The following is a 12,067-nucleotide window of genomic DNA, read 5'->3' as shown; positions in this document are numbered from 1 at the left end:
ATCCGACACCGCAGCCGCGATCTGGGTCGCCATCCAGATCGCGGCATCCAAAAGGATGGCACGAGCTAACCACAAAGCGCTAATACAAGGGCTACTGGGAATGCTGAGTTTGAAGTAGCCCTCATGGTGAGGTGCGCTTCTTCAGCGCCTCGAACCACGAGGGCGTGGCGCTAAACTACCAGTTCCATCCGCTCGGCCGGAAACCGGCTCAGCGCATAGGATATTGGAATCCCTGACGAATCCACATCCACGGCCTCCGACACCAACAGGATGGCGCCGGGCGAGAGGCCCAGCAGCTTGGTTTCCTCGACATCGGCATGGCGGGCCGAGATGCGGGTCGAGGCGCGGGCATAGTCCACTATGCCATAGCTGGCAAATACCTCGGTCGTGGATTGCAGCCGGGCGATGCGTTCGGCGAAATCGGGAAACAGCCGATAGCTGAGCCATGTCGTCGAGCGCGAAATCGGCCTTCCATCGGCAATCGACAGGCCCTCGGTGCGCACCACCTTGGCGCCGGGCTTGAGGCCAAGGGCGGCGGCTATTGTGGCAGTGGCGTTTTCGATGCGGTCGCTGAGGCTGTACGAGGTGAGGCTGTCAGCCTGGCCCCTGAGCCCCTCGCGAAACCGGGTGCGCCGGCCGATGGGATAGGAGAGGCGGCGGGCGCTGCGGACAAAGGTGCCGCGCCCCTGCTCGGCGCCAACCACGCCCTCTTCGGCCAGCACCGCCAGGGCCCGCCGCACCGTATGCCGGTTGGCGGAAAAGCGTTCGGCCAGAACAGCTTCGGTGGCCAGCCGATCCCCGCTCGCCAGCTTGCCGCCCACGATATCGAGGCGAATGGCATCGGCAATCTGCCGCCACAGGGCCACGCCGCCGGAAACGTCTTTGGAAACTGTCATTGCTTTTTCACACGAGAAGCGTAGGACCGGAACAAGAACAATAGTTGTCTATTCTATTAGACAAATCGAGGCAAGCATGCAGACGCAATCCTCCATCGACAGCAGCGCACGCAAGGCGGCGCTGGATGTGCTGGCCGCCGCCCCGTCGCGGGCTCTGGCGGAGCTGTGGGACCGCTGGGCCGACAAGCCCGTGCATAAGTTGGTGCGCGGGCCCGAGACCGGGCTGGTCATGGTACGCGGCCGCGCCGGGGGCGGCGGGGCGCCGTTCAACCTGGGCGAGGCCAGTGTCAGCCGCGCCAGCGTGCGCATTGTAAGCGGGGAGGTCGGGCACGGGTATTGCCTAGGCCGGGATCTGGCCAAGGCCGAGGCCATCGCTGTCATCGATGCGTTGTGGCAGCGCGACGCGGCTGTGGTGGAAGCAGAAATTATCGAGCCACTGCGGGCACTTGCCAATGGCGCCGACCAGCAGCGCCGCAATGAATCGGCGGCTACGCGGGTCGACTTCTTCACCATGGTTCGCGGGGACAACTGAGATGGATATCGGTCTGGACGGCGGTTTTTCCGAGCCGGTGCGGCAGGCGCAGAGCAGTTTTCGCGCCATTATGGACGCTTTTGCCAATCCCGGAACGGTGCAAAAATTCGCTCATTTGGCGCCCGCACATGGTCTCCTCCAGGGCGAATTGGTTAGCACACTGTTAACGTTGAGCGACCAGGACACGCCGATCTGGTTGAGCGGGAAATTGCGCCAGACGCCCGGCATGGAAGACTTTGTGGCGTTTCACACCGGCGCCCCCCTTGTCAGCGAAACCGGGCATGCGGTGTTCGCTTTTGCCGGGGCTGCGGACGAGCTGCCCGATCTCGACCGGTTCAATCCCGGCACGCAGGAATATCCCGATCGTTCGACCACTATCGTCCTCGCCGTGACCGCTTTTGCGGGTGGCGACGAACTGGTCATTCGCGGACCGGGGATCAGGGATCAGCGCACCATCAGCCCCATCGGGCTGCCCCGGAATTTCGTGGCGCAATGGGCGGCCAATCGCGCGCTGTTCCCGCGTGGCGTGGACCTGTTGCTGGTGGCCGGGGGCGCAGTGATGGGCCTGCCGCGCTCGACGCGGATTGCGGAGGGACAGTGAGATGTATGTAGCCGTCAAGGGCGGGGAAGCCGCCATTGCCAATGCCCATGCTTTGCTTGCCGACCGGAGGCGCGGCGACCGCTCGGTGCCGGCTCTGCGGCTGGACCAGATCATGGAGCAGTTGGGGCTCGCGGTGGATCGCGCAATGGGCGAAGGCTCGCTTTATGACCGGGAGCTGGCGGCCTTGGCGCTGGTGCAGGCGCGAGGCGATTTGATCGAGGCGATCTTTCTGGTGCGGGCCTATCGCACGACGCTGCCGCGCTTCGGCTATTCGCTTCCCATCGATACCGGCGCCATGCTGATCGAAAGACGCATTTCGGCGACCTTCAAGGACCTGCCCGGCGGGCAGATGCTGGGGCCGACCTTCGACTATACCCACCGGCTGCTGGACGCGGCGATTGTCGATGGCGAGGTGCCGGCGCCGGTGATGCGGGAAGCCGAGGAAGCACAAGCGCCGCGCGTGACCGACCTATTGGGACGGCAGGGGCTGATGGAGCCAGATGGTGAAACCGACCCGGCGCGCGCGGTGGGCGACCTGACGCGCGAGCCGCTGGATTTTCCGCTCGACCGCGATTTGCGGCTGCAGGCGCTGGCGCGGGGCGACGAGGGATTTCTGCTGGCGCTGGGCTATTCGACGCAGCGCGGCTATGGCCGCAGCCATCCCTTTGTCGGCGAAATCCGCATCGGCGAAGTCGCGGTGGAATTCGACGTGCCCGAACTGGGCTTTGCGGTGAGCCTGGGGCGCATCCGGGTGACCGAATGCCAGATGGTCAACCAGTTCAAGGGTTCGGCCAAGGTACCGCCGCAATTCACCCGCGGCTATGGGCTGGTCTTCGGGCAGGCCGAGCGCAAGGCCATGGCCATGTCGCTGGTGGATCGTGCTTTGCGCGCGAAAGAGTTCGGCGAGGACGTGGTGGCGCCGGCGCAAGACGAGGAATTCGTCATTTCCCACTCGGACAATGTGCAGGCGACCGGGTTCGTCGAGCATCTCAAGCTCCCGCATTACGTGGACTTCCAGGCGGAGCTGGACCTGATCCGGCGCATGCGGGCGGAGCATGAAGCGGCGGCGATGCAGGAGGCGGCGGAATGATGCTGGATTTTTCTGCCGTGGATAGCAGGGCGGGCGAGTCTTTACCTCTCCCGTTGGGGGAGAGGTCGGCGCGACAGCGCCGGGTGAGGGGGCCTTTACCGGCTGAGGTGCGTGGGGAAGGCCCCCTCACCCGACCGAAGACGGTCGACCTCTCCCCCGAAGGGAGAGGTGAAGAAAGTAAGGAGTGCGCCCAATGAACGCCACCGCCCAATACAATTTCGCCTATCTCGACGAGCAGACCAAAAGGATGATCCGGCGGGCCATTCTCAAGGCCATCGCCATTCCGGGCTATCAGGTGCCGTTCAGTTCCCGCGAAATGCCCATGCCCTATGGCTGGGGCACCGGCGGGGTGCAGGTGACGGCGTCCATTATCGGGCCGGATGACGTGCTCAAGGTCATCGACCAGGGGGCCGATGACACCACCAACGCGGTCTCGATCCGCGCCTTCTTCGCCAAGGTGGCGCAGGTGGCGACGACGACGCATACGGGCGAGGCGACCATCATCCAGACGCGGCATCGCATCCCCGAGCGGGCGTTGGGGCCGGGACAGACCCTGGTCTACCAGGTGCCGATCCCCGAGCCATTGAGATTTCTGGAACCGCGCGAAACCGAAACGCGCAAGATGCACGCGCTCGAGGAATACGGGCTGATGCATGTCAAGCTCTATGAGGATATTGCCCGGCACGGGCGGATCGCCACGACCTATGCCTATCCGGTCAAGGTCGAGGGGCGCTACGTGATGGACCCGTCGCCGACGCCGAAATTCGACAATCCCAAGATGCACATGTCCGAAGCTTTGCAACTGTTCGGAGCGGGGCGCGAGCATCGGATTTATGCCGTGCCGCCGCATACCGAAGTGGTGAGCCTCGACTTCGAGGACCACCCGTTTGCCATCCAGCATTTCGAGGAGCCCTGTGCTTTGTGTGGGGCGGAGCAGGTCTATCTGGATGAGGTGATTTTGGATGATGCGGGCGGGCATATGTATGTCTGCTCGGACACCGACAATTGCGAGACCCGGCGGGCGGCAGGGCATGTGGGGGCCCTCGGTGTGCGGGAGGCGGCGGAATGATCGCTGATCGGAATATCGAGCGTGGCACCTCTTTACCTCTCCCCCAAAGGGAGAGGTGAAGAAAGAGCCGCGAACGAGGGCGTCCAATGACCACCGAACCCCTGCTCCGCGTGGAGAACCTGACCAAATATTACGGTTCACGCCTGGGTTGTGCCGATGTGAGTTTCGAGCTTTGGCCGGGGGAAGTTCTGGCCATTGTGGGGGAATCCGGCTCGGGCAAGACCACGTTGCTCAATTCCCTGTCGGCGACGCTGGAGCCGAGTTCGGGCCGGACCCTTTACCGCATGCGCAACGAACAATGGCGCAATATCTATGAGCTGAGCGAGGCCGAGCGGCGGTTCCTGGTGCGGACCGATTGGGGCTTCGTGCACCAGAACCCGGCCGATGGCTTGCGCATGACGGTGTCGGCCGGCGCCAATGTGGGCGAGCGGCTGATGGCGGTGGGTGACCGGCATTATGGGCACATTCGCGACACGGCGCTCGACTGGCTGGGGCGGGTGGAGATCGCCGCCGATCGCATCGACGACCAGCCGCGCAGTTTCTCGGGCGGCATGCGGCAGCGGCTGCAGATCGCGCGCAACCTGGTGACCGGGCCGCGGCTGGTCTTCATGGACGAGCCGACGGGTGGGTTGGACGTTTCGGTGCAGGCGCGGCTGCTCGACCTCTTGCGCGGGCTGGTGGGGGAACTGGGGCTGGCGGCCGTCGTGGTGACCCACGACCTTGCCGTGGCGCGGCTGCTGAGCCACCGCATGATGGTGATGAAGGACGGGCGCGTGATCGAGGCGGGGCTGACCGACCGGGTGCTGGACGATCCGAGGGAGCCCTATACGCAGTTGCTGGTGTCCTCGATCTTGCAGGTTTAGCGATGACTGAAACATCCCGACCCCTCACCCGTCTCGGCCTGCGGCCGATCCACCCTCTCCCTCAAGGGGAGAGGGGAAACCCGGTGGCGGTTCAAGCACTGAGCCTCCCTTCTCCCCTTGAGGGAGAAGTTGCCCCGAAGGGGCGGATGAGGGGTCTCTTTTACACATACGGAGCCTTCCAATGACCGCGCTATCCGTCCGCAACCTCGCCAAGACCTTCACCATGCATCTGCGTGATGGGGTGATCCTGCCGGTGGTGGAGAATGTGAATTTCGAGGTCCAGCCCGGCGAATGTGTCGTGCTGGGCGGGCCGTCGGGGGCGGGCAAGAGTTCTATTCTCAAGATGGTCTATGGCAATTACGGCGTCGATGCGGGGACGATTGTCATGCGGCATCACGGCGAGGCGGTCGATCTCGCCACCGCCGATCCGCGGACGGTGCTGACACTGCGGCGCGACTCTATCGGCTATGTCAGCCAGTTCCTGCGCACCGTGCCGCGCGTATCGGCGCTCGAGGTGGTGGCCGAGCCGCTGGTGATCAGGGGCGTCGACAGGGAGCAGGCGCAGGCCCGTGCGAAAGAACTGCTGGCGCGGCTCAACCTGCCGGAGCGGCTGTGGAGCCTGCCGCCGGCGACATTCTCGGGCGGCGAGCAGCAGCGCGTGAATATCGCGCGCGGCTTCATCACCGATCACCCGGTGCTGCTGCTGGACGAACCGACGGCATCGCTCGATGCAACCAACCGGGCCGTGGTGGTGGCGATGATCGCGGAGAAGAAAGCTGCCGGCGTGGCTTTGCTGGGCATTTTCCATGACGAGGATGTGCGGGTGCAGGTGGCCGACCGCGTGGTCGATGTGACGGCGTTTGCGCCCAAGGTGGCGGCGTGACCCGGTTGGGTGAGGAGCCCTATGTGCATCCGACGGCGCAGGTGAGCGGCTCGACGCTGGGGCGCTATACCGAGGTGGGGGCGGGCAGCCATGTGTCGCGCTCCACGATCGGGGACTATTCCTACTGCGTCGAGAATACGCAGATCGCCTATGCCGATATCGGCAAGTTCGCCAATATTGCCAGCCATGTGCGGATTTATGCGTCGATGCACCCGATGGAGCGGGCCTCGCTGCATCATTTTACCTATCGCTCGAGCTGGTATTTCGAAGGCGAGGCGGATGACGCCGAGTTTTTCGACTGGCGGGCGGGGCAGGGGATCACTATCGGGCACGATACCTGGATCGGGCATGGCGCGGTGGTGATGCCGGGGGTGCGCATCGGCAATGGGGCGATCATCGGGTCGAACGCTGTGGTGACCAGGGATGTGGCGGATTTTGCCATTGCCGTGGGGGTGCCGGCGCGGGTGATCCGGCAGCGGTTTTCCGACGACGTGGCCGGGCGGCTTGATGCGCTGGCCTGGTGGGACTGGGACCACGACAAGCTGCATGCCGCGCTGCCGGATTTCCGCAGGCTCGGGGTGGAGGGGTTTCTGGACAAGTATGAGAGGTAGGACGCGGCACCCTCTTCCCTCTCCCCTTGAGGGAGAGGGACGTTCTTCCGCGTTCAGCGGAAGAACAGGGTGAGGGGTTCTGCGCTATCCCATGCTTCAATGTTGGCCGATAGCGCAGGACCCCTCATCCGCCCTTCGGGCACCTTCTCCCTCAAGGGGAGAAGGGAAGCAGCGTCCCGCGACACCCCACCGCACCGGCCTTGTGCATAGTCACCGAACGGTCATTCAATCGTTATCCCAGCTTCACGTCCCCGCCCTAGGTCTGCCGCACACGAATGGCGGGGCGCGGTGATGCTGAAGATTTCCAATGTATCGCGACGGTTCGGCGACAAGGTCGCCGTCAGCGGCGTGAACCTCGAAATCCCCCAGGGGCAGATGGTCGGGGTGATCGGCCGCTCGGGCGCCGGCAAATCGACGCTGCTGCGCATGATCAACCGGCTGGCCGATGTGTCGTCGGGTTCTATCGACTATGGCGGGCTGCGCGTCTCGGAGTTGCGCGGGCAGGCGCTGCGGAACTGGCAGCGCGACTGCGCCATGATCTTCCAGCAGTTCAACCTGGTGCCGCGGCTCGACGTGATCACCAATGTCATGCTGGGACGGCTCAATGGCCGCAATCCGGTGCTGAACCTGCTGCAGGTCTTCTCGCCGGCCGAGCAACTCGAAGCGCTTAAGGCTCTGGAACGGCTCGATATCGCGGCGACGGCCCTGCAATGGGCCCAGACGCTGTCCGGTGGCCAGCAGCAGCGCGTGGCGATTGCCCGGGCGCTGATGCAGGGGCCGAAAATGATCCTGGCGGACGAGCCCATCGCCAGCCTCGATCCGCGCAATGCGCAGATCGTCATGGACAGCCTGCGCGACATCAATGCCGAGGGCATCACCGTCATCACCAACCTGCATACGCTCGATACGGCGCGCGCCTATTGCGAGCGCATCATCGGCATGGCCGCGGGCAAGATCGTGTTCGACGGCACGCCGGACGAGCTGACCACCGATGTCGCCCGCACCATCTATGGCGCCGACGGGCTCAAGGAAGCCTTTTCGGAGGCGATGACCTCGACATCCATCGCCCCGGTCGCCCCCCTTCGCCTGCCGCGCACGCCGACTAACGCGCAGCAGGCGCCCTGATTACCCGAAGTTCCGCGGCCCGCTTTCCGGGCCTGCCGACAAACCGCGTCACCAAAGGAAGATATCCATGACCGCGATCCGCACGATCCTGCTGGCCTCCGTGGCCCTGACCCTGTCCACCGCTGCTTTCGCCCAGGACGCCAATGTCCTGCGCATCGGCCTCGATGGTGGCGAGAACGAGAGCGACCAGATCCGTCGCTCCGAATGTGTCGTCGACAGCCTCAAGGCCGCCACCGGCGTTGCCGAAGTGCAGTTCTTCCCGTCGCCGGACTATAACGGTGTCATCCAGGGCCTGCTCGGCGGCACCATCGACATCGCCATCATGGGCGCCTCGTCCTATGCCTCGATCTACCTGAGCGACCCCGAAGCGGTCGATCCGATCCTGACCACCAAGCAGGAAGACGGCTCCACCGGCTATCACTCGATCATGGTCGCCCGCAAGGATTCGGGCATCACCGACCTGGCCTCGACCAAGGGCAAGAAGCTCGGCTTTGCCGACCCGGATTCGACCTCGGGTTACCTGGTACCGAACGTGTCGCTGCCTACCGATATCGGCGCGCCGATCGCTGAATTCTACAGCGAAACCGGCTTTGGCGGCGGCCACGAAAACCTGGTTCTCGGCGTGCTCGATGGCACCTGGGATGTCGGCACCACTTTCGGTTCGGGCGTTGGCGATTTCGCCGAAGGCTACACTTCAGGCAACCTGCGCATCATGGTCGACAAGGGCCTGCTCGACATGGACGACCTGGTGGAAGTCTGGCAGTCGCCGCTGATCCCCAACGGTCCGCTGATGGTGTCCAACAAGCTCAGCGACGAGATGAAGGACAAGATCGCGGCCTATTTCGTGGGCCTGCCGGCAGCCGATTTCGAATGCTTCGACAGCTTCACCGGCGGTGGCTATGTGGACTTCGCCCCGGCCAACCAGGAATTCTACCAGACCATCATCGACGCCCGTAAGTCGGTGATCGGCGGCTGAGGCCAGAACGTCCAACAAGCACGGTGTCACCATTTTGAAAGTCCGGTGCCCCATGACCGATGTCGCGCTCTCCCCCGCCAGCCAGACCCTGCTGCGGCATTATCGCGGACAGGTTCTCACGCGGCGGATTTACTCCGTCATCGGCGTGGTACTGGTGGTGGTCGCGCTGCTGGCGGCGATGAATTATGCCAATGCGGCCAATTCGGGAAAGTTCTTCGAGCGGCTGCCCTATCTCTTCGATTTCCTCAAGACTTTCACCCCGAACGACCCGATGGAAATCTTCCGGGCCATGTTCGATATCGAGTCGCCCTATTATGATGGCTCGCTGAAATTCGACTACACCTCGGACCGGCACTACCTGACCGAGAGCCTCTATATTCCCAATTTCGTCTACCAGCTCATCATCACGGTCAATATCGCGGTGGTCTCGACCATCATCGGTGGATCGATTGCCTTCGGCCTGTGCTTTTTCGCGTCCGCCAACCTGGTCGGCGCGGGCGTGGTGCGCTGGATCGTGCGGCGCATCATGGAAGTGCTGCGCGCCTTTCCCGAAATCGTCATTGCGGGGCTGCTGACGGCGGTGCTGTCCATCGGCCCGATCGCGGCCATCGCGGCGGTGTCGCTGCATACGATCGGTGCGCTGGGCAAGCTGTTCTTCGAAGTGGTCGAGAATGCCGACATGAAGCCCGAGGAAGGGCTGCGCTCGGTGGGGGCGACCTGGCTGGAGAGGGTGCGTTTCGCGATTCTGCCGCAGGTGCTGCCCAATTTCGTCAGCTACACCCTGCTACGCACCGAAATCAATGTGCGCGCCTCCACCATAATCGGCGCGGTGGGCGGTGGCGGCATCGGCGAGGTGTTCCGCCTCTCCATCGGCCGGGACCATGCGGCCAAGACCTATGCCATCGTCATCCTGCTGCTGGTGACCGTGGTCTGTATCGACCAGTTTTCCGGCTGGCTGCGGCGCCGGCTGGTGGGCAACCAATCGTTCGAACTGGGAAGGGGAGCCGCGTGATGACCGCGATCAGCATGGCCGAACGCAACCGGCTCGAAACCAAATATCCCGCCGTGTTCCATCAGGGCTTCATGCGCCGCTGGGGACTGCTGGTCGGCATCGGGCTGGCGCTGGCCTATCTGGTATTCTGCTGGTTCTTCTTCAGCGTCGGGCCGGCTCTGCAGAACGGCAAGTGGGACCGGGCGGGCATCTATATCCAGGATTGGTATAGCTGGCGGGCGCAGCCGCGGCTGCGCTTCGAGGATGGCGTGGTGGTGCCGCAATGGTCGAGCCGCGGGCAATATGCCGAAGGGGCCGAAATCGACTGGCTGACCCCGCATGCCGATGGCGGCATGACCGCCACTTTCGGCGGCGCCGAGGATCGGCTGGAGATTTCCACCAGCCAGGTGGACGTCTATGTCGACGGCGTGGCCTGGCCGGTCATGATCACGGAAGACGGTGCGCTGGCACCAGGAAATCCACCGGCAAACATCGAGCAGGATGGCAGCAAGGTGCTGGTTTCCTATGGCTTTGCCGGGCAGGCGGAAATCCGCGGCAACCAGGTGGCGGTGCAGCGGCGGTTCCTCGGCTGGGCCAATTTCCTCTACGACACGCGCTCGCCGCTCTGGGGCAATGACCTGTTCGATACTATAGGGCTGGTGGTCAGCGGCCATGGGCAACAGGTGCTGGAGGAATGGCTGGGCAACCGGGCCTGGCAGCATGCCGATATTCTCGCCAAGCTGATGCAGACCTTGGTCATGGCCTTTGTCGGCACGCTGTTCGCCACGCTGATCGCCTTTCCGCTGGCCTTTGTTGCGGCGCGAACCATCACGCCCAACCGGGCGGCCAACTGGCTGATGAAGCGCGGCTTCGACTTCCTGCGCTCCATCGATATGCTGATCTGGGCGCTGTTTTTTACCCGTGGCTTCGGACCGGGCCCGATCCCCGGCATCGCCGCGATCCTGTTCACCGACACCGGGGCGCTGGGCAAGGTCTATGCCGAGGCGCTGGAAAATGTGGACGACAAGCAGCGCGAGGGCGTGAGATCGGTCGGGGCAAGCCCGGCTTCGGTCAACCGCTTCGGCGTGGTGCCGCAGGTGTTGCCGGTGTTTATTTCCCAGTCGCTGTATTTCTGGGAGAGCAATACCCGCTCGGCCACCATTATCGGCGCTGTGGGGGCGGGGGGCATCGGGCTCAAGCTGCTCGAGGCCATGGGCACCAATTCGGACTGGGACAAGGTCGCCTATATGGTGCTGCTTATCCTGGGCGTGGTCTTCCTGTTCGACAATGTCTCGAACGCGATACGATCAAGGTTGATCGGGCCGGCGGCGCACTGACCCATTCGGGTGGCCATGCCAAGGGCCGGCCACCCGTTTTCGTTTGTCAGGCGAGGCGGTCGAGCAGGGGCTGGACCAGTCCCCACTCGTCGAGTCGCGGGGCGAAGACGACGAAACCCGCCATCAACACCACGAGCACTTCGCCCGATCGCCGCAGCCGCCGGCGGACATTGGTGCGCAGATACATTGGTATCACCGGGCACGGTGGCTGCGGCCGCGACGGAGATTGTCGAGGGCGTGTGGCGTGATGCCGATATCGGCGAGAATATGGGGGCTGAGTTCGCTGAGCGTGCGGCCGGCGGCACGGTTGCGGCGACGTTCAATCCATTGATCGATGATGTGCATTTCAAGGCTCCTCTTGGTTGGCGGCGTCTCTCTAGGGCGCGCTCCGGAGCAATCCACCCCCTGTTTCGGGTGGGGCAGTATTTATTTCGCTGACTTTCGTTTTTGCTTCGTATTCACCATTGCAACGTCGCAAACGAAAATAACTCGCTGCCACACCTGAACAGGGGGTGGAGCGTTCCGACGGGCGTGATCAAAGACCGGCACCGCGCGGCAGACAGCCGCCGACCTATTCCGACAGACCAGACGAGGGCCCCATGCGGCGCACCATCCTGCTTTCCAGCTTCTATGTCGTCAGCCTTGCCATGCTCGTGCTGCCCTACAGCCTGCTTCGCTAAGAGAGGAACCAGAGCGATGAAACTGCCCAGATTGATGGACTTCGATGAAACGGCCTATCCGGAACTTCTGGCGATCTTCGCGGAGATCGACAGCGCCATCGCCGCCATGGTGGTGAGCGATCCCGGTTTCCAGGCACGCGGCAGCAATGCCCGCCGCAGCCGGCAGGCGGTTTCCGCCGCCAAGATCGGACAGAGGAAACGCCGCGCCGCGCCGCGAGCGGCCGCCTGACGCTATCGGGGGGGCCGAATGAAGTTTCTCAAGACGATTCTGACCGACGGAACGTTCCTGCTGGGCGCCGCCATCGTCGCGGCTTCGCTGTGCCCGGCACCGCCATGGGCCCTGCTGGCCGGGTGGCGCGTTTCCCAATTGGAAACCATATCGGCGGGCGATTGATCACATTTCAAGCAATTGA

Annotated in this window: 16 protein-coding genes; 13 read left to right on the top strand and 3 right to left on the bottom strand. The window is 63.8% G+C overall.

Translation table 11 applies throughout. From position 1 onward, the window contains the following. Positions 1–170: 170 nt before the first annotated feature. The gene (gene phnF / locus ASD04_RS04645; protein WP_056253266.1) at positions 171–896 is read right to left on the bottom strand and encodes a phosphonate metabolism transcriptional regulator PhnF; all 726 of its coding nucleotides are present in this window, start codon (positions 894–896) and stop codon (positions 171–173) included. Between the two features lie 76 nt (positions 897–972). Here phnF and phnG point away from each other — a divergent pair, with 76 nt between their 5' ends. From phnG to phnE (ASD04_RS04590), 11 genes are all read left to right on the top strand, one after another. Beyond that, positions 973–1,428 carry a phosphonate C-P lyase system protein PhnG gene (gene phnG / locus ASD04_RS04640; protein ID WP_056253263.1) on the top strand — a complete coding sequence of 152 codons (456 nt, stop codon included), beginning with the start codon at positions 973–975 and terminating at the stop codon, positions 1,426–1,428. A 1-nt stretch (position 1,429) separates the two neighbouring features. Next, entirely contained in the window at positions 1,430–2,029 is a 600-nt protein-coding gene (gene phnH / locus ASD04_RS04635; protein WP_056253260.1) for a phosphonate C-P lyase system protein PhnH, read from the top strand. Position 2,030: 1 nt separating this feature from the next. Next, entirely contained in the window at positions 2,031–3,119 is a 1,089-nt protein-coding gene (locus tag ASD04_RS04630) for a carbon-phosphorus lyase complex subunit PhnI (protein WP_056253257.1), read from the top strand. 193 nt (positions 3,120–3,312) lie between these two features. Continuing rightward, complete coding sequence (locus ASD04_RS04625) at positions 3,313–4,188, top strand: alpha-D-ribose 1-methylphosphonate 5-phosphate C-P-lyase PhnJ (RefSeq protein WP_056253253.1); 876 nt, start codon at positions 3,313–3,315, stop codon at positions 4,186–4,188. 86 nt (positions 4,189–4,274) lie between these two features. Continuing rightward, positions 4,275–5,051, top strand: a complete 777-nt coding sequence (phnK, locus tag ASD04_RS04620; RefSeq protein ID WP_056253251.1) for a phosphonate C-P lyase system protein PhnK — start codon at positions 4,275–4,277, stop codon at positions 5,049–5,051. Between the two features lie 181 nt (positions 5,052–5,232). Further along, the gene (gene phnL / locus ASD04_RS04615) at positions 5,233–5,934 is read left to right on the top strand and encodes a phosphonate C-P lyase system protein PhnL (RefSeq protein ID WP_056253246.1); all 702 of its coding nucleotides are present in this window, start codon (positions 5,233–5,235) and stop codon (positions 5,932–5,934) included. Continuing rightward, complete coding sequence (locus tag ASD04_RS04610; RefSeq protein WP_056253241.1) at positions 5,931–6,545, top strand: DapH/DapD/GlmU-related protein; 615 nt, start codon at positions 5,931–5,933, stop codon at positions 6,543–6,545. Before phnL ends, ASD04_RS04610 begins: the two co-directional genes overlap by 4 nt. A gap of 291 nt (positions 6,546–6,836) precedes the next feature. Further along, positions 6,837–7,670 carry a phosphonate ABC transporter ATP-binding protein gene (phnC, locus tag ASD04_RS04605; RefSeq protein ID WP_056253239.1) on the top strand — a complete coding sequence of 278 codons (834 nt, stop codon included), beginning with the start codon at positions 6,837–6,839 and terminating at the stop codon, positions 7,668–7,670. 67 nt (positions 7,671–7,737) lie between these two features. Continuing rightward, positions 7,738–8,646, top strand: coding sequence for a phosphonate ABC transporter substrate-binding protein (gene phnD / locus ASD04_RS04600; protein ID WP_056253237.1), 909 nt, complete (start codon positions 7,738–7,740; stop codon positions 8,644–8,646). A gap of 52 nt (positions 8,647–8,698) precedes the next feature. Continuing rightward, entirely contained in the window at positions 8,699–9,658 is a 960-nt protein-coding gene (gene phnE, locus ASD04_RS04595) for a phosphonate ABC transporter, permease protein PhnE (protein ID WP_056253235.1), read from the top strand. Continuing rightward, positions 9,658–10,974: a phosphonate ABC transporter, permease protein PhnE gene (phnE, locus tag ASD04_RS04590; protein ID WP_056253232.1), complete on the top strand. Its 1,317-nt coding sequence runs from the start codon at positions 9,658–9,660 to the stop codon at positions 10,972–10,974. Before phnE (ASD04_RS04595) ends, phnE (ASD04_RS04590) begins: the two co-directional genes overlap by 1 nt. Before the next feature lie 46 nt (positions 10,975–11,020). Here the strand turns inward: phnE (ASD04_RS04590) and ASD04_RS19320 are convergent, their stop codons facing one another. Together ASD04_RS19320 and ASD04_RS19055 are read right to left on the bottom strand one after the other, a co-directional pair. After that, positions 11,021–11,161, bottom strand: coding sequence for a hypothetical protein (locus ASD04_RS19320; RefSeq protein WP_156461116.1), 141 nt, complete (start codon positions 11,159–11,161; stop codon positions 11,021–11,023). A gap of 5 nt (positions 11,162–11,166) precedes the next feature. Continuing rightward, a complete protein-coding gene (locus ASD04_RS19055) occupies positions 11,167–11,319 on the bottom strand; it encodes a DUF1127 domain-containing protein (protein ID WP_082530994.1) in 153 nt (50 codons plus the stop codon). A 351-nt stretch (positions 11,320–11,670) separates the two neighbouring features. On the opposite strand from ASD04_RS19055, the gene ASD04_RS04585 reads away from it, so the two are divergent. Together ASD04_RS04585 and ASD04_RS19315 are read left to right on the top strand one after the other, a co-directional pair. Further along, positions 11,671–11,883 (top strand): hypothetical protein, encoded by a 213-nt coding sequence (locus ASD04_RS04585; protein ID WP_156461115.1) that lies wholly within the window; start codon positions 11,671–11,673, stop codon positions 11,881–11,883. An 18-nt stretch (positions 11,884–11,901) separates the two neighbouring features. After that, positions 11,902–12,048, top strand: a complete 147-nt coding sequence (locus ASD04_RS19315) for a hypothetical protein (protein WP_156461114.1) — start codon at positions 11,902–11,904, stop codon at positions 12,046–12,048. Positions 12,049–12,067 lie beyond the last annotated feature (19 nt).

It is taken from the genome of Devosia sp. Root436, from assembly GCF_001426345.1.
Taxonomy (GTDB): domain Bacteria; phylum Pseudomonadota; class Alphaproteobacteria; order Rhizobiales; family Devosiaceae; genus Devosia.
This window is presented reverse-complemented; position numbering and strand designations above follow the sequence as displayed.

What these genes read in the sequence shown, in the direction of transcription:
- phnF (WP_056253266.1), bottom strand. Translation starts at nt 896, where the DNA reads ATGACAGTTTCCAAAGACGTTTCCGGCGGCGTGGCCCTGTGGCGGCAG.
- phnG (WP_056253263.1), top strand. Translation starts at nt 973, where the DNA reads ATGCAGACGCAATCCTCCATCGACAGCAGCGCACGCAAGGCGGCGCTG.
- phnH (WP_056253260.1), top strand. Translation starts at nt 1,430, where the DNA reads ATGGATATCGGTCTGGACGGCGGTTTTTCCGAGCCGGTGCGGCAGGCG.
- ASD04_RS04630 (WP_056253257.1), top strand. Translation starts at nt 2,031, where the DNA reads ATGTATGTAGCCGTCAAGGGCGGGGAAGCCGCCATTGCCAATGCCCAT.
- ASD04_RS04625 (WP_056253253.1), top strand. Translation starts at nt 3,313, where the DNA reads ATGAACGCCACCGCCCAATACAATTTCGCCTATCTCGACGAGCAGACC.
- phnK (WP_056253251.1), top strand. Translation starts at nt 4,275, where the DNA reads ATGACCACCGAACCCCTGCTCCGCGTGGAGAACCTGACCAAATATTAC.
- phnL (WP_056253246.1), top strand. Translation starts at nt 5,233, where the DNA reads ATGACCGCGCTATCCGTCCGCAACCTCGCCAAGACCTTCACCATGCAT.
- phnC (WP_056253239.1), top strand. Translation starts at nt 6,837, where the DNA reads ATGCTGAAGATTTCCAATGTATCGCGACGGTTCGGCGACAAGGTCGCC.
- phnD (WP_056253237.1), top strand. Translation starts at nt 7,738, where the DNA reads ATGACCGCGATCCGCACGATCCTGCTGGCCTCCGTGGCCCTGACCCTG.
- phnE (WP_056253235.1), top strand. Translation starts at nt 8,699, where the DNA reads ATGACCGATGTCGCGCTCTCCCCCGCCAGCCAGACCCTGCTGCGGCAT.
- phnE (WP_056253232.1), top strand. Translation starts at nt 9,658, where the DNA reads ATGACCGCGATCAGCATGGCCGAACGCAACCGGCTCGAAACCAAATAT.
- ASD04_RS19320 (WP_156461116.1), bottom strand. Translation starts at nt 11,161, where the DNA reads ATGTATCTGCGCACCAATGTCCGCCGGCGGCTGCGGCGATCGGGCGAA.
- ASD04_RS19055 (WP_082530994.1), bottom strand. Translation starts at nt 11,319, where the DNA reads ATGCACATCATCGATCAATGGATTGAACGTCGCCGCAACCGTGCCGCC.
- ASD04_RS04585 (WP_156461115.1), top strand. Translation starts at nt 11,671, where the DNA reads ATGAAACTGCCCAGATTGATGGACTTCGATGAAACGGCCTATCCGGAA.
- ASD04_RS19315 (WP_156461114.1), top strand. Translation starts at nt 11,902, where the DNA reads ATGAAGTTTCTCAAGACGATTCTGACCGACGGAACGTTCCTGCTGGGC.